The organism is Domibacillus enclensis (assembly GCF_900156125.1).
In the GTDB taxonomy this organism is placed as follows: domain Bacteria; phylum Bacillota; class Bacilli; order Bacillales; family Domibacillaceae; genus Domibacillus; species Domibacillus enclensis.
In genome coordinates, this window is the sequence record NZ_FTLX01000004.1 from 36,515 (window position 1) to 54,013 (window position 17,499).

A 17,499-nucleotide genomic window follows, 5' to 3' on the forward strand; every position below is an offset into this window, starting at 1 on the left:
AGGACCTAGGAAACTAGGTCTTTTTTTATTTTAGTAAAATATTTTACTTAATTTAAGAAAAAAAGTTGTTTACTTTTTTTCTTTGTGGTGATATATTATTTTTATAAAACGCTTTCAATAAACGTGAAGGGATGATACACAAACGATGAAGACATACAAAAAATATGCAAGCTTGCTAACGGGTGCAGCGTTAAGTTTATCTTTGGCTGCCTGTGGACCTCAGGAAAGTAGCGGAGGAAATGAAGGTTCAGAGGGAGAAGCCGGCAGTAAAGAATTGATCGTGTGGGAAGATATTGAAAAAAGTGCGGGTATTGAAGACGCCGTCGCTCAGTTTGAAGAAGAGCATGATGTTTCTATAAAAGTAATAGAAAAGCCATACGCACAGCAAATTGAAGATCTTCGTCTGGACGGGCCTGCTGGTACAGGGCCGGACGTATTAACAATGGCGAGTGACCAAATCGGCACAGCTGTCACAGAAGGGCTGATCAAGGAATTAGCGGCGGGTGAAGATATTCAATCCACCTATACCGACATTTCCATGCAGTCGCAAATGGTAGACGGAAAAGTATACGGACTTCCAAAAGCTGTGGAAACATCTATGCTTTATTACAACAAGGAGCTTGTTTCAGAAGAGGAACTGCCGCAAACACTGGATGAATGGTATGAGTACTCTAAGGAAGTAACAGATGGCAAACAGTTTGGCTTCCTTGCTCTCTTTGACCAAATTTATTACGCGCAAAGCGTGATGGGCGGTTACGGAGGATACATTTTTTCCAGCGATGAAAACGGCAGCTACGATACTTCAGATATCGGTTTAAACAACGCAGGTGCTGTAGAAGGGGCAGAGTATATTCAAAAATTTTATGAAGAAGGTCTTTTCCCGGCGGGTATTATCGGAGAACAAGGCATTAACGTGTTGGAATCACTGTTTACTGAAGGGAAAGCAGCCGCCATTATTTCCGGTCCGTGGAATTTAGATCCTTTTACAAAAGCCGGGATTGACTACGGTGTTGTAAAGCTTCCTGAGCTGTCAAATGGTGAAAATATGAGTGCATTTATCGGAGTGAAAAGCTACAACGTCAGCACGTACACGAAAAATGCCGAGCTCGCAGAAGAACTGGTTGAGTTTTTAGCGAATGAAGAAAATTCTAAAACGAGATATGAACTGACAAAAGAAGTACCGGCGGTTGAAGCGCTGGCCAATGATCCGATTGTGACGGAAAGTGAATCAGCACAAGCAGTCGCTCAACAATCTGAATTTTCAGAGCTGATGCCGAACGTCCCGCAAATGAATGAAGTGTGGACACCAGCCGATGCAGCTCTGCAAACTATTGCAACAGGAAAAGCAGAGCCGAAGGAAGCGTTAGATCAGGCAGTTGAAACGATTAAAGGACAAATTGACGCAAAACATAGCAGCAACTAAACACTGATTCCAGATGGTGTCAAACTGTTTCAGGTTTGGCACCATTTACTGTAAGACAAAAGGACAGCGTTCCGTACGTTCTGATAAAAAGAGGTGGAAAACGTGCAGCATCATAAAAAAGCATTATTGCTATCCATTGTTCCGGGACTGGGGCAATTTTACAATAAACAATGGGTAAAAGGTCTGTTGTTTTTTCTGGCAAGTGTTTCATTTTTTATTGCGTTTAAGGATTTGCTCAATATGGGGTTATGGGGCATTGTCACGCTGGGTACAGAAGTGCCGCGAGATAATTCTGTATTCCTTCTTGCGCAGGGGATCATCGCGATACTCGTGCTTGGATTCGGGCTCGCTGTGTATTACGCGAATTTGCGCGATGCCTATCGAAATGGGAAATTGCGTGATGACAATCAAGCCCTCCATACACTAAAGGATGATTATCAAAACTTAATAGGCCAGGGCTATCCGTATTTAATTAGCGGCCCTTCTTTGTTTGTTTTGATTTTCGCTGTTGTGTTTCCCATCCTGTTTAGCTTTGCCCTCGCCTTTACAAACTATGATCTTTATCATTCTCCTCCGGCTAATTTAGTTGACTGGGTAGGGCTGCAAACATTTTCGGAGATTTTCACTGTCGATATTTGGCGCTCAACCTTTTTTGATGTTTTAGCCTGGACGGTTGTGTGGACGCTTGTCGCTTCCGCTCTTCAAGTGAGTTTAGGTATCTTGCTCGCCATCGTGGTGAACCAAAAGGATATGCGCTTTAAACGGTTTTTCCGGACAATTCTGGTCCTTCCATGGGCTGTTCCGGGGTTTGTAACGATCTTAATTTTTGCCGGTTTATTTAATGACAGTTTCGGTGCGATTAACAATGACATTTTAGCGGCTTTTGGCATTGATCCGATTCCGTGGCTGACGAATGCCTCCTGGTCAAAGCTGGCGCTTATTTTAATGCAGGGCTGGCTTGGATTCCCGTATATCTTCCTTGTCACAACGGGTGTTCTTCAGTCCATTCCGGATGATTTATATGAAGCGGCGACTGTGGATGGGGCTTCGATCTGGGCAAAATTCAAAAACATTACATTGCCGATGATTTTAATTGCCATGGCACCTATTATTATCACGCAGTTTACGTTTAATTTTAATAACTTTAATATCATCTATCTTTTCAACGGCGGTGGCCCGGCGGTACCGGGATCAACAGCCGGCGGAACCGATATTTTGGTGTCATGGATTTACAAGTTAACCATGCAATCCAGCCAATACTCTTTAGCTGCCGCATTAACCATATTGCTGTCTGTCTTCGTCATCACCATTGCACTGTGGCAGTTTAGACGGACAAACTCTTTTAAAGAGGGGGCTTAACAAATGCAAAATATGAAGAAGCAACGATTGATCCGGCTCCTGTTTTCATACGCACTGCTCATTTTTATGACCACTATTATCGTGTATCCATTGCTTTGGACAGTGGGGGCCAGCTTTAATCCCGGCAACAGCCTGGTAAGTACATCAATTATTCCAGCTAATCCGACGCTGGATCATTATAAAGAGTTGTTCGCAGGAAAAGACAGCCTGCAGTATGTTCAATGGTATATGAATTCATTGAAAATCAGCTTGTTTACGATGCTCGGTACGATCATTAGTGTATCTTTTACAGCCTACGCGTTTTCACGCTTTCGATTTAAAGGAAGAAAAAATGCGTTAACACTATTCTTATTGCTTCAAATGATTCCACAGTTTTCCGCCTTGATTGCCTTGTTTGTCCTGGCGCAGATTTTAGGCATGATGAATAGTCACTGGCTGTTAATTCTGCTGTACATTGGCGGGTTGATTCCAATGAATACGTATTTGATGAAGGGCTACATGGATTCGATTCCGATAGATTTAGATGAAAGTGCCCGGATTGATGGGGCAAGCAATACGCGGATCTTTTTGCAGATTATTATGCCTTTATCAAAACCGATGGTCGCGGTTGTAGCGATGAATGGATTTACAGGACCGCTTGGTGACTTTATTTTGTCGTCGACCATTTTACGGACACCAGAATCCTATACGCTGCCGATCGGCTTATACAATCTAGTCAATGAAGTGATGGGGGCAAGCTATACAACATTTGCGGCTGGCGCGATTTTAATTAGTATTCCGATCGCCCTGATCTTTATCTTGCTGCAAAAAAACTTTGTGTCAGGCTTAACAGCCGGCGGCACAAAAGGCTGATCCTGTTAAAACGATTAAATAAAGCGACAAGGGGAAGATTATGTCAAATTTTAATAAAACCTATACAACAGATGCAGCGTTTATGCTGCACGGCGGAGATTACAACCCTGACCAGTGGCTGGACCGGCCGGATATATTGGCGGACGATATGAAGCTGATGCAGCTGGCTAATACCAACACATTTTCTCTTGGCATTTTTGCCTGGAGCGCACTGGAGCCGGAAGAGGGCGTGTATACATTCGAATGGCTGGACGAAGTCATCGAAAATATTCACCAGATGAGCGGGCGGATTATTTTAGCCACGCCGAGCGGCGCCCGCCCTGCCTGGATGTCACAGAAATACCCGGAAGTGCTGAGAGTGAATGCTTCAAGGCAGAAGCAGCTGCATGGCGGACGTCACAATCATTGTTTTTCATCCAAGGTTTACCGTGAAAAAACACAAAAAATGAATCGGCTGCTGGCAGAACGGTATGGCAGCCACCCTGCTTTGCTTATGTGGCATATTTCCAACGAATACAGCGGTGAATGCCATTGCGATGCGTGCCAGCAGGCATTTAGACATTGGCTGAAGGAGAAATATAATGAAGATCTTAAGCAGGTAAACGATGCATGGTGGGGGCCTTTTTGGAGTCATACCTTCAATGACTGGTCTCAAATAGAATCGCCATCGCCTATTGGTGAACACGCAGTTCATGGCTTGAATTTAGATTGGCGCCGTTTTGTAACGGATCAAACGATTTCGTTTTTTGAAAATGAAGTAGTTCCGCTAAAAGAACTGACGCCAGCCATTCCGATTACCACGAACTTCATGGCCGATACGCATGACTTAATTCCTTTTCAAAGCCTGGATTACAGCAAGTTTGCCAAGCATCTGGATGTCATCAGCTGGGATGCTTATCCCGCCTGGCACAACGATTGGGAAAGTACAGCGGATTTAGCGATGAAGGTCGGCTTTATTAATGATTTGTACAGAAGCTTAAAGCAGCAGCCTTTTTTGCTGATGGAGTCGACGCCGAGCGCGGTCAACTGGCATCCTGTCAATAAAGCAAAACGGCCAGGCATGCATATGCTCTCTTCTATGCAAATGGTCGCGCACGGATCAGACAGTGTTTTGTATTTCCAATGGCGGAAATCCCGCGGGTCATCGGAGAAGTTTCATGGAGCTGTTGTAGACCACGACAACAGTGCCGATAATCGGGTGTTCCAGGAGGTCGCCGAAGTCGGTGCAGCGCTGCAGCAGCTTTCTAATGTTGTCGGAACCAACCGTCCGGCGGATGTGGCGATTTTGTATGATTGGGAAAACAACTGGGCACTGAATGATGCACAAGGCTTCGGGTTACAGTCAAAGCGTTATCCGCAAACGCTGCATGATCATTATCGTCCATTTTGGGAGCGAGATATTCCAGTGGACGTCATTACGAAGGAGCAAGACTTTTCTTCTTACAAACTATTGATCGTCCCGATGCTGTATTTAGCCAGTGAACAAACCATTTCACGGCTGAAATCGTTCGTGGCAGACGGTGGTACGCTCGTGATGACGTATATAAGTGGAATCGTCAATGAATATGATCTCACCTATATGGGCGGCTGGCACCAGGATTTACAGGACTTATTTGGAATAAAACCAATTGAAACCGATACGCTGTACCCGGGCGATAGAAATAATGTGCAGTATCAAGGGAACACGTATGAAATAAAAGAGTATGCGACGGTAATCGAAAATCAGTCAGCTCATGTAGAGGCGTTGTATCAAGAAGATTTTTATGCCCAAACACCAGCTGTCACGAGCAATTCGCATGGACAGGGAAAAGCGTATTATATCGGTGGCCGGTTACAGGACGACTTTCATCGGGATTTTTATCAATCATTGATGAATGAGCTGGCGCTTGCACCTGCTGTTGCTGTACAGCATGAAAAGGGTGTATCCGTGCAGGTTCGCCAATCGAAGGATAAAAACTATATTTTTGTCATGAACTTCACCGAAGAAGCGCAGACGGTTGCCTTTGAGGAAGCGGTAAAGGACATGGAAACCGGAGAAGAGCTGGCAGGTGAAGTAACGCTGGCGAAGTATGAAGTGAAAATTGTCGAAACTTTACACAATCAGTAAAAGAAAGGTCATCCACTTGAGCAGTAGAAAGCCGGGTGGATGTCTTTTTATCCATTTACGAAAGCGGTCACATAAAGCCCGTTTAAAGGCGGAATAACGAAGGGTGTGAAAGGAAAATGAATAAAAGCTGCTTTAATCGTTTTTTTTTAACAATCGCATGTGTGGCGGTGATGATGTTTCCTGCAGGCAGTTCCGGTCAAAAAGCAGAAGCTGCTGCCGGTCCGGCAAAAAGCCCGGTTGCGGCCGATATTTTTGTGAAAAAAGTAGAGGGTATCGAGAACGACTTCATTAAGGGAGTGGATGTATCCAGTCTTATTGCGCTGGAAAAAAGCGGCGCAACCTTTCGCAGTGAAAAAGGAAAAAAACAAGACGTGTTTAAAACGTTAAAACAATCGGGTGTTAATTACGTGCGCATCCGTGTTTGGAATGATCCGTACGATGCCAGCGGAAACGGGTATGGTGGCGGCAACAATGATCTCGAAACAGCCATTAAAATGGGCAAAAGAGCCACTGATCATGGAATGAAGGTTCTTGTCGACTTTCATTACTCAGATTTTTGGGCAGATCCAGCGAAACAAAAGGCACCAAAAGCATGGGCGTCATTCAGTTATGAGAAAAAGCAGCAGGCTCTTTACACGTATACGAAAGAAAGCCTGCAAGCAATGGAGAATGCGGGAGTCGATATTGGCATGGTGCAAATCGGCAATGAAACAAATGGTGGACTTGCTGGAGAAACAACCTGGACGAACATGAGCGGCTTGTTTCAAGCAGGAAGCCGGGCAGTGCGGGAGCTGGATTCATCGATTTTAGTCGCGCTGCACTTTACAAATCCTGAAACGCCGGGCCGGTATGCTGATATTGCCAGAACATTGGACGATCAGGGTGTCGATTATGACGTTTTTGCCAGCTCCTATTATCCTTTCTGGCACGGGACACTGTCGAATTTAACCGCTGTCTTAAAGCATGTAGCAGATACGTATGACAAAAAAGTAATGGTCGCAGAAACTTCTTATGCCTACACAGCAAGAGATGGGGACGGGCATGAAAATACAGCGCCCAAAAGTTCTGGACAGACGTTGAATTACCCTGTAACCGTTCAAGGTCAGGCAACGGCTGTGAGAGATGTGATCCAGGCAGTAGCGAATGTAGGAGACGCGGGGATTGGAGTTTTTTACTGGGAACCAGCCTGGCTGCCTGTTGTTCCTCATAAAAAACTGGAAGAACGAAAAAAGGTATGGGAAAAATACGGATCGGGCTGGGCAACGAGCTACGCAGCAGAATACGACCCGGAGGATGCCGGAAATTGGTATGGAGGCAGTGCAGTAGACAACCAGGCGCTCTTCGATTTTACAGGACGGCCGCTTTCTTCTTTGAATGTCTTTATGTACGTGAATACTGGAGCAGTTGCACCGGTTAAAATCGATGAAATTAAAGACATTTCAATAAGCTTCATCGCAGGAGAAACGGTGTCTTTGCCTGAACGAGTGTCTGCTACCTACAACAATGGAAGCAAACGGGAGCTTCCGGTGAAATGGAACAAGGCCGCTTTAAATAAAGCGATCGATAACGGAACCGGCTCGTATGTGATTCGAGGATTTGTAAAAGGGGGCAAGCCCGTCAGTGCTCACCTTGATATTAAGCCGAAAAACCTTGTGTTAAATGCAGGGTTTGAAGAAAGTGACCGTTCAATGTGGCAGATTGCCTACGGAGATGGCGCTTCTCCACATACAAGTTTTCAAGATAAAGCATCAGACGCGAAAGCAGGCACCTATTCATTGCAATTTTTTTCACCCGAGTCAGTAGACTTTACGGTTGAACAAACAATTTCAGGAGTAGCCTCTGGTACGTATAATCTTTCTATGTTTTTACAGGGCGGGGATGCGCACAACTCGACTATGTACGTGTATGCCCGAACCGGCGGAAAAGAATACAAAGTGGATACATCGGTCCAGGGCTGGACAAACTGGAGCAACCCTATTGTACAAGGGATTCCAGTCCAGGATGGAACCATTACGATAGGCGCTAGAATAAAAGCGGACGGCGGAGCGTGGGGAAGCCTGGATGATTTTTCTTTGTATCAGGAAAAGTAATCATGGGTTTTCTTTAAAAGGTAAACAAAGCGGCTATGAAGGTGAGCGCAGCTGCAACTAAAGCGGGAGCTCCCCAGCCGGCCCGGCCTTTTTTACGCCACTCATCTATGCCGGTGACTCCCAAAAGCAAACTGTTGCAAACGGATAACCAGGCGGAAAGAGTATTGTTGGGCTCAGACGTAAACTGATAAACAGCCAGCACCGTGATGATGAGGGCCAGCCCGATCTTTATCTTCTTATAGGTCATGATGTCACGCTCACTTTCCAATGACTAAATATGGCAGGTTTAACTGTACCATATATTCCATTTTATTGCTCTTTCATGCGGCTCAACCGGGCCTGTGTGAAAGAGTTTTTTTGCTGGTTGTCTTTTTGTTTGTCAGATTAGTCAGATCATGCTATTTTAGGAACATAAGTTCTTTAGGTGTTAGCCGTCAGCTGGCTCTCGTGGTAAAGTAGAAAGAAGGAACAATGAAAAGGAGCCGTGAACATGGCAATTACGAAGCAAGAGATCGAAGCGAGACACGAAAAAGCAGTCAGACGGACGAAGCAGCACATTCAGCGCAATGTACAGGAGTACATAGAAACGGAAGAAAATCCTCGTCTGCAGGAATATGTAAGCAAGCGAAAAGTGTACTTAAAAGCCGTTTGGCAGAAGACGTGGCGGGAAATGCTCGTCAGCTCCTTTAGCGGCGAGGAAAAAGCGGCCTATGTACAGAACGCGGGGCGGTCGCCTGGCCAGATGAACCGGCTTTTTTATCAGGAGCTAAAGGATTTTCGCCCTTTTAACGGCCATGAGTGGGTACGATCGGAGTACAAGGATAAGTGGAACCAGCTGGTGGAAAACGCTCCAGCGGCCGGGAAAAAACGGGAGCGGCTCGTGCTGTCTCCACGTAAAAAAAAGGCGCAGGCCGAGCAATCGAAACGACAGCAGCATCTTTCCTCTATTTTCGGAGAAGAATACACGCCGGCACCGCTGTCGGACATTCAGTATGTCGTTCATATCGGAGACACGAATACGGGCAAAACGTACACTGCACTGGAAGAATTGAAAAAGAGGGAAAGCGGCCTGTATCTTGCGCCGCTTCGGCTTCTGGCGCTGGAGGTGTACGAAAAGCTGAACCGTGAAGGCGTGTTGTGCGACATGAAAACCGGAGAAGAAGAAAAGCGGATCGACGGCGCCACGCATGCGGCCTGCACGGTGGAAATGTTTGAAGAGAAAACACCGTATGACATCATCGTCATTGATGAAGCGCAAATGATTCAAGACCGGGAGCGCGGCTTTCACTGGTTTCGCAGCATCACGCGGGCGCGGGCAAAGGAAGTCCATATTATCGGCAGTCCGAATATGAAAAAGATTGTGCTAGGCTTGCTCGGCGAAGACGCCAATGTAGACATTCGGCAGTACAAGCGGGAAACGCCGCTGCTTGTGCACGATAAAGCGTTCCGGTTGAATCGTGTGCAAAAGGGCGACGCGCTCGTGGCGTTTTCAAGAAAGCGGGTGCTGCAGCTGGCAGCGAAGCTTGAAGCGGATGGACATGGAGTCAGTGTCATTTATGGGAACATGCCGCCTGAATCGCGTCAGCGTCAGATGGATGATTTTGTTTCCGGGAAAACGCAGGTGGTGGTTGCGACGGATGCGATCGGCATGGGACTGAACTTGCCGATCCGCCGGGTTATTTTAATGGACAGCCACAAATTTGACGGTACCCGGCGGCGCATTTTGACAGCACAGGAAGTCAAGCAAATTGCCGGACGAGCCGGGCGCAGGGGCATGTACGATCAGGGCGAAGTGATTTTCATGGAAGAGCGGAAGAAAATGAAGCAGCTGCTTGAAGGCGGTGACGCGCCCATTCAAACGTTCACCATTGCCCCGACCCGGAGCGTGCTGGAGCGATTCGGACGCCATTATCAGAATCTGGGCACGTTCTTTTCGCTCTGGGAAGAATTCACACCGCCGAAAGGAACACAAAAAGCATCGCTTGCCCAGGAAAAGCTGCTGTATGGACTAGTAAAAGGAAGCGTAATTGAAGAACGTCTGCCGATGCAGGAGCTGTACAGCTGTTTGCAGATGCCTTTTTCCGCTTACGACCGAACGCTGTCAAGCCAGTGGAAAGGGACGCTTCTCTCCCTAATTAGTGGCAAGGCCTTGCCGGAGCCGGCCATTGAAAAAGGAAGTCTGGAGAAGCTGGAGCTTTCCTACAAAGCAGTAGAGCTTCATTTAATGTTTTTGTACCGGGAAGACCAGGTAACGGAAGCCTATTATTGGGAGCGGGTGAAAAAGGAACTAGCAGACGACATTCACCACTGGCTCGGCCACAACATGAAAACCTTAAGCAAAGCATGCAGCCGCTGTGGCAAACAGCTGGACTGGGACTACCCGCACGGTATTTGCCAGGCGTGCTATGAGCGTATGCAGGAGATTTGGTAAAAGAAGAAATGAAGAAAAAGGTGAAAAAATGAATACACAACAGCGTCCAGCCATTCAGGTGAAGCGGGCAGAGGAGATGAATTCAAAGGCAGTTGCAGCATTTTTAATGGAGCAGCGCAGCGCATTGTTCCCAATGCTTTCGGCAAATGAACAGCCGGCAGATATTCTTCAGTTTGCATCGTTTTACACGGAATCCGCAGGCGGTGCTTTTTTTGCAGCTTGCTCAGAAGAAGGAAAGATAATGGGCACCATTGGTCTTTGTCCGTATGACGGACGGCTAAAGCAGATTGCCGGGCTGTACGATGAATCCGACACAGCCGAAGTGGTCAGGTGCTACATTGATCCTGCATACCGGCGGCTTGGCATTGGCACCATTTTGTTTCAAGCGGTGAAAAAAGAAGCAGAACGACTGGGCTACCGTACACTGTATTTGCATACTCATCCTTTTCTGCCCGGCGGGATTCCGTTTTGGCAGCACCTTGGTTTTCAAGAACGTCTGGCAGAGGACGATCCTGTTTGGCAAACGCTGCATATGGACCGGCTTGTTCGCAAGGAATCGGATCGGGGAACAGAATAGATGTTTTGCACGAAAAAACCCTGCACATAAAGACTGTGCAGGGTTTTTACGTTTGCGGCTTTTCGATCGTCCAGGCGATGACGGCACCGAGAATCAATGCCCAGACGGGACCGCTCATATGAAGAAAAGAAACATTCGCAAGTGAAACGACAAAAGCAGCAAGGACACTGAGCCGGTAGCGTGTCACGGAAAAAGCTGTCTGCAGGCTGGACTGCAGCGCGCCGACTAATGAAATGCCTGCGAGGATCGCGACCAGTGCCTGCGGAAGCGATTGAATAAACGGCGCTATTTTCCAGGCAAAGATTCCAAACAGGAGAACCATGACGCCAGAAACGACTGAAGCGACGTACCGTTTTTGCTTTGGTCCGGCGGATGGATCTGCACAGATCGCGGTCATCATGCCGGCAATGTTGGCGCTTTGGCCGCCAAAAAAAGCGGCGCACACGGAAAAAATGCCGCTGGCTGATAAAATGGGGCGGATCGGCGGATGAAAGTCTGTGCTTTCAAGAGCCCCGACAGCGGGTGCGGCGTCATTGCTTAAAATAAGCAGTGCCAGCGGGATCGCCAGTGTTAAAAAGCCCATCCACGTAAATTCAGGCATATGCAGGGAAGGAAGCGAAAATGGAATATCCGCGGCTGCCGTACCGAATCCATTGGTTAGAAACAAAACGAAAAAAGCGGCAAGAACGGCGCCTACAACAGGCGGGAACTTGCTTTTGAATTTCGTTAACAGGAAAAACACGATAAGTGCAGCACCCCCGATAAGCGGCAGTTCCTTTACGGCGGGGATCATCCGGACGACATAGCCGGTGATCAGCCCGCCCAGCATCGCGGCGATGACTTCTTTTGGCACGAGCCGAATCATTTTCGTGAAAAGACCCGATATGCCAACCAGGTAAATAAGCAGACCCGCCATCATGTAGCCGCCAATCAGCTGTGAATACGTAAACTGGGACGTGACGGTGGCTAAAAAAGCCACACCAGTAATCGAATGACCGCCGGTAATCGGAATTTTATAAAGCAGCGGCAGAATGATGCCGAACAGACCACCGAAAAAATAAACGGCAAACATCCAGCTGATCGTCTGTTCAGCGGTAAACCCGCCGGAATTCGCTGCGTCTAAAATAATGGCTGCCGGTCCGGTCATGACAAGCGTGCTTGAAATAAGCCCGGCTGCGACGTTTTGGCTCGTCACCCCTTGAATCAAATCCCTTCTGGCAGACAGGCGATAGGACGGTGCGTTTTTTTGCTTCGGATTTGACCCTTTCATTCAGAAAAATCTCCTTTGAATTCGTGCTTGTCTCTTATTATAGCAATTCCCTTCTATCATCTGGACTGTTATTTATGAAGTAAAGGAGTGGAGGCCCGAATTAAAGGCTTTGTGAATACATATGAAACCTGATGCGGCTGCGTCGGCTTTTGAATTCTCGATAACAGCATCTCTGCCGCTTTTATCCCCATTTCATCACTATGAATATGAATACTTGTTAATTGCGGGTCGACAATACTTGTTTCCGGACCGTTATCAAACCCGCATATCGCTACTTGATCAGGCACGGAGATGTTCATGTTTTTCAGTGCCTTCATTACATTAATCGCGGTAAAATCATTGGCGCAAACAAATACAGAAGGGAGAGCCGTCATTTTTTTAAGCTGTTCTTCTATCCAGTCCGGCTCAAAGAAAAAAGAATCGTCGCCCTGAATACATTGAGACGTATTAAGTGAGATGCCTGCTGCGGTTAACGCTTTCTGAAAACCGAGCCATCTTTCGTTGAAGCTCAGACAATGATGATAATCCCCTGCAAATCCGAGTGTCGTATACCCAGTTTCAATTAACATGCTGGTCAGGTGGCAAACGCTGTGCTGATTCTCCATCATGAGCAAATCAGCTTTCCAGTCTGAGAAGGTCACGTTGGCCGGGCAGTCGACAAAAATGGTTGGAATGCCAAGGCTCATGACGAGATTGCTGTAGTTTAAATCAAACAATTCAATGCAAACAATGCCGTCTACATTTTCAGAATCGAAGTTGTTTGGCAAAACTAACTGCTCCTGGTCGATGTTCCGCACAATGTGAAAAGACAACGTGTATCCTTGCGCACGAATATGCTTTTCAAGGCCGCTGATCAACCGTGAGCCGAAATGAGAGGATTTCGGCAAGTTTGCCGTCAACAGAGCGATATTTCCTGTGCTTTTTGCGAAAAGTGTACTGCTATCCATAAAAGCAAATTGCTTGTATTTCAGCTCAATGGCTTTTTCAATTACTTTAGTGCGCGTTTCTTCTGGAATCGCGCTAGTTCCATTTAACGCTTTAGAAGCGGTGTTTCTGGAAATGCCGAGCGCATCTGCAATATCTTGAATAGTTGTTTTTTCCTTTGCCATAATGTATATTCACCCTTGCTTTTGTAAAATTGTCTGAATTTATTATGTCAAATGTATAATACGCTGTGAAATATAGCAACCGGCCACTATTCAATGGATGGACAAATGAAAAGAAACAACATTAATGAATGATAAACGGACATCGCTGTTGATGCGCTAATATAGAAGAAACAAAATTTATTTAAGTAGAAACAGTTATTTTTGTAAAAATATTTATTGTCAAATGTAAAAATTAAATTTTACAAAATGTATTGACTGGGATGATTCTGTTTGTTAAATTTAATAGACAAAATGAAAGCGCTTTTATTAAAGGTGAAATGAATCGACATCAAATGAGAATAAAATAAAGATGAGGAGTGATGGAAACGTGAAATTAATAGTAAGAAAGTGGATTATTGCCGGATTAATCAGCATATTGAGTTTGGCTTCTGTGGAGACAATCCTTCTGCGGCCTTCAGCGGGATCGGCAGCAAATACAAATGAATCAGAGGAGGAAACAATCATTTCTGATAGCACATCTCATTCAAATACAAATGTAACAGGCTGGCAAGTGAAAGGAGAAGGGACGCTCGAGGATACAGAACAAGGGCTTTTGCTTTCGTCAGAGCCAAATGAAAATGTGACGGCGATTTCTGATGTAACGTCCACCAATTTTATATACGAAGCAGATATAAAATTGGTGGATCAAAACGCGGATGCTACATTGGTCTTCCGTTCCAATGAAGATGGCTGGGATTCCTATATGCTGCAAATCGTCCCTAACGCAGGCATCATCCGTCTTCGGGATGCCCGCGATGAAAACCGTTTAAAGGCAGAACACCCTGTGACAGTGCAGGAGGGAGAAATTTATCATTTAAAGGTAAAGGCAGTGGGGGATCGCATTCAAGTGTATTGGGGAGATCAGTACGCGCCGGTTATCGATGTTCGAAACGCTGCATATGAGAAAGGGTTTCTTGGATTGAACGTCTGGAACGGCTCTGCGCTTTTTCAAAATGTAAAAGTGAGCGAGCTTTCAACGAATCTGGGTATGCCTATTTACCAAAATGGAAGCTGGGAGCCAGATATTAAAGGGTTAAAAGGAACGGCCGCTAGTGGAGGGAAAGCCAGACAGCTTTACAATAAAAGTGGAGACAATTTTATTTTAGAAGGAAATCTATCCTTTGATCAAAGTCCGGCAGAAGCAGCTCTTGCTTTTCGCATGAACGAGCAAGGAACAGCCGGGTATGAGGCAGTTCTTTTAAAGGAAGGAAGCACGGTGAAGGCGCAGCTGAAGAAAGCAGACGGCACCGTTTTGAAAACATCTGACCGCGTATATAAAACGCAGGAAGAAACAAAGCATCATCTTGAGATTATCGCAAATAAAGACGAGATTGAGCTGTATGTTGATGGTTATACTGAACCCGCTGTGAAAGTAACGGACAGCACTTACAGTACGGGTCTTTCCGGGGTGACGGTTGGACAGGGTACGGCTTATTTCCAGGATATTTACCTTGTTCCGTCTTCTGATTATTACAACGAAAAATACCGTCCGGATTATCATTATACGCCAGCCCGTGGCTCAGTGAGTGACCCGAACGGCCTCGTTTATTATGAAGGCGAATATCATTTGTTTCATCAGGATGGCGGGACGTGGGCTCATGCGGTCAGTAAAGATATGGTGAATTGGAAGCGACTTCCGATTGCGCTGCCGTGGAACGATCACGGCCATATCTGGTCCGGCTCTGCGGTAGCAGATTTAAATAATGCGTCTGGTTTATTCACTGATACCGGCGGAAACGGTCTGGTTGCCTACTACACGTCATTTAATCCGGACGGGCCAAATGGCAATCAGCGAATTGGCCTTGCTTACAGCTCTGACAATGGACGTAAATGGGACTATGCAGCGGATCGTCCAATTGTTATTGAGAATCCAGGCAAAAATGGAGAAGATCCGGGTGGCTGGGACTTCCGTGACCCGAAAGTGGTGAGGGATGAAGAAAATAACCGTTGGATAATGGTCGTTTCAGGCGGAGACCATATTCGCTTCTTCACGTCTGTGAACTTAATAGACTGGACGCTGACAGATAATTTTGGCTATGGGGAGTACGTGCGTGGCGGCGTATGGGAATGTCCGGATCTTTTTCAGCTTCAAGTGGAAGGCACAGAAGAGAAAAAGTGGGTGTTGATGATCAGTACGGGAGCCAATCCGAACACACAAGGCTCTGATGCGGAGTATTTTATCGGTCAGTTAACAGCGGAAGGGAAATTCGTGAATGACAATCCCGCTGGAAATGTGTTGAAAACAGATTTCGGCAAGGAATTTTATGCTTCGATGTCTTTCTCTGATATGCCGGATAACCGACGGGTAATGATGGCATGGATGACAAACTGGGATTATCCTTTTGCGTTCCCGACGCTGGGCTGGAAGGGAGAGCTGACGATTCCGAGAGAAGTCAGACTGGTCGAGACGGAAGAAGGGATCAGACTTGCACAAGCCCCGATTCAAGAGCTGAAGTCGATCCGCAGCACCGTCCGGCAGACAGAAAACAAAGTCGTCAACCCGGATAACGCTCAAAATGTATTAAAAGGCCTTACCTCAGGTGCATTTGAAATTGAAGCGGAGATCGAAATCCCTGCAGCCAGCGATGTGACAGAGTTCGGATTTAATGTTCGGGAAGGTGCGGGAGAAAAAACGGTTGTTGGATACAAACCAGCAGAGGAACAATTATTTGTTGACCGCACGGAATCAGGAGAAGCTGATTTTTCTAATCTTTTTACCACCTTGCATGAGGCGCACGTAAAGCCGGAAAACAAACGGATTAAGCTGAATCTGTTTGTCGATGATTCCTCTATTGAAGTATTCGCAAATGACGGAAAAGTGGTATTTTCTGATGTTATTTTTCCCGACCCAGCAAGCCGGAACATGAGTTTTTACACCGAGGGCGGAGAGGTGAAAATTGTATCGTTAAATGTCCATTCTCTGGCAGATACGTGGACTGTGCAGGAAAACGAAGTGACGAGCATTGTCATGGATACGAATCAACGGGAGATGAATAGTGGTGCTTCACTTGAACTGTTCGCTTCTGTGAAAAATGGCAAAAGAAATCAGCCGATTAAGTGGACATCCAGTGATCCGACTATAGTAAAAGTGAATACTGCCCGTAATACTAAAGCGATTGTAAAAGCAGGACGCACCGGTGAAGCCGTCATTACAGCTTCTATGCCAAATGGAAAGGCTTCGGCCCATGTGAACGTAAAGGTATACGATGGGGAGTTTCATACAAACCTGACTGGCTGGACGTCCGATTTGTCTGCTTTCAAATGGACTATTACTGAAAATGGCATTCGTGGTACGCATACAAGTGATGCAAACTATGTGGCAAAGGAAAAGGCCGGGAACTTCACATATGAAGCGGATATGATGCTCGGAGAGACAGGAGGAGCTGGTTCTATTTTGTTCCGGGCGAGTGAGGATGGAAGAAGCGGTTATTATTTTAACATGGACCCGAATATGAAAGCGTTCCGGCTTTTTTACAAGGTTGACGGCCGTTTTGAAGATCGAATGGTCATTGGGAAAGTGCCTGCCTTTATTAAGCCTGGAAAAACGTACAAGGTGAAAATTGAAGCGAACGGTCCACATATTCAGATCAGTGTAGATGGCGAAAAAATCATGGATATAAAAGACGGGACGTTTGCGAGCGGTCATTTTGGTTTAAATGTTTTTGGCGGTCAGGCTTCCTATCAAAATGTGAAAGTCAGTGGTATGTCAGAAGCAAATGTAATGGCCGCAAGTATTACGAATCCTGAAACAGGAAAAGCTATTTATGCGGCGAAATCTCAAAACGGTGAGCCGGTGACTGCAGCAGATGGAGGTCAAGCAACCAACTGGGTGCTGATTCCTACAGGTGATGAACACGGTTCGTACTCCATCCGGACAGAAGAAGGGAAAGCACTTGATCTGGATACACAGCAAAACAAAATTCAGCTCTACAGCTATTTGGGCTATCAAAATCAGCGATGGATGATCAAAGAAAATAACAATGGAACAGTAAGCATTCTCTCTGTTCACAACGGACAGGCGGTAGGACTTTCAGGAGAGGGAATGCTAACACTCCACGAGTTGAACCCAAATGAAGAAAACCAGCAGTGGGTATTGTCAGCTGATTAAAAACAAAGCCGTTTTCTACTATAAAATAGATAGCAGCTATCCTTTTTGCAATCACATTACTAAAATTTCAGTAATTGAAGGGGAATAAAAGAAAGCGTATACTTTCTAAGAGAGATCGCTTTGACTAATGAAAA

At 46.0% G+C, this 17,499-nt stretch carries 11 protein-coding genes; 8 read left to right on the plus strand and 3 right to left on the minus strand.

Features of this window, described 5'->3' with window-relative positions:
* Positions 1-145: 145 nt before the first annotated feature.
* The 5 genes from ganS (at position 146) to BW952_RS09515 (ending at position 7,831) form a co-directional block, all read left to right on the plus strand.
* On the plus strand, positions 146-1,423 hold the full coding sequence (gene ganS / locus BW952_RS09495; RefSeq protein WP_045849113.1) for an arabinogalactan oligomer ABC transporter substrate-binding protein GanS: 1,278 nt from the start codon (positions 146-148) through the stop codon (positions 1,421-1,423).
* Between the two features lie 102 nt (positions 1,424-1,525).
* A complete protein-coding gene (gene ganP / locus BW952_RS09500; protein WP_045849114.1) occupies positions 1,526-2,782 on the plus strand; it encodes a galactooligosaccharide ABC transporter permease GanP in 1,257 nt (418 codons plus the stop codon).
* A 12-nt stretch (positions 2,783-2,794) separates the two neighbouring features.
* Complete coding sequence (ganQ, locus tag BW952_RS09505; RefSeq protein WP_045849169.1) at positions 2,795-3,634, plus strand: galactooligosaccharide ABC transporter permease GanQ; 840 nt, start codon at positions 2,795-2,797, stop codon at positions 3,632-3,634.
* Between the two features lie 40 nt (positions 3,635-3,674).
* Positions 3,675-5,741, plus strand: a complete 2,067-nt coding sequence (locus BW952_RS09510) for a beta-galactosidase GanA (protein ID WP_045849115.1) — start codon at positions 3,675-3,677, stop codon at positions 5,739-5,741.
* A gap of 116 nt (positions 5,742-5,857) precedes the next feature.
* On the plus strand, positions 5,858-7,831 hold the full coding sequence (locus BW952_RS09515; protein ID WP_052698319.1) for a glycosyl hydrolase 53 family protein: 1,974 nt from the start codon (positions 5,858-5,860) through the stop codon (positions 7,829-7,831).
* Positions 7,832-7,844: 13 nt separating this feature from the next.
* Here the strand turns inward: BW952_RS09515 and BW952_RS09520 are convergent, their stop codons facing one another.
* Entirely contained in the window at positions 7,845-8,078 is a 234-nt protein-coding gene (locus tag BW952_RS09520; RefSeq protein ID WP_045849116.1) for a hypothetical protein, read from the minus strand.
* 243 nt (positions 8,079-8,321) lie between these two features.
* Between BW952_RS09520 and BW952_RS09525 the strand changes: the two genes are divergently transcribed.
* Positions 8,322-10,262 (plus strand): helicase-related protein, encoded by a 1,941-nt coding sequence (locus tag BW952_RS09525; protein ID WP_052698320.1) that lies wholly within the window; start codon positions 8,322-8,324, stop codon positions 10,260-10,262.
* 28 nt (positions 10,263-10,290) lie between these two features.
* Positions 10,291-10,839: a GNAT family N-acetyltransferase gene (locus BW952_RS09530; protein ID WP_045849117.1), complete on the plus strand. Its 549-nt coding sequence runs from the start codon at positions 10,291-10,293 to the stop codon at positions 10,837-10,839.
* Positions 10,840-10,885: 46 nt separating this feature from the next.
* Here the strand turns inward: BW952_RS09530 and BW952_RS09535 are convergent, their stop codons facing one another.
* Positions 10,886-12,109, minus strand: coding sequence for a benzoate/H(+) symporter BenE family transporter (locus BW952_RS09535; RefSeq protein ID WP_045849118.1), 1,224 nt, complete (start codon positions 12,107-12,109; stop codon positions 10,886-10,888).
* A gap of 68 nt (positions 12,110-12,177) precedes the next feature.
* Entirely contained in the window at positions 12,178-13,218 is a 1,041-nt protein-coding gene (locus tag BW952_RS09540) for a LacI family DNA-binding transcriptional regulator (RefSeq protein ID WP_045849119.1), read from the minus strand.
* A gap of 349 nt (positions 13,219-13,567) precedes the next feature.
* On the opposite strand from BW952_RS09540, the gene BW952_RS09545 reads away from it, so the two are divergent.
* Positions 13,568-17,365, plus strand: a complete 3,798-nt coding sequence (locus tag BW952_RS09545; protein ID WP_052698321.1) for a GH32 C-terminal domain-containing protein — start codon at positions 13,568-13,570, stop codon at positions 17,363-17,365.
* The last annotated feature ends 134 nt before the right edge of the window (positions 17,366-17,499 follow it).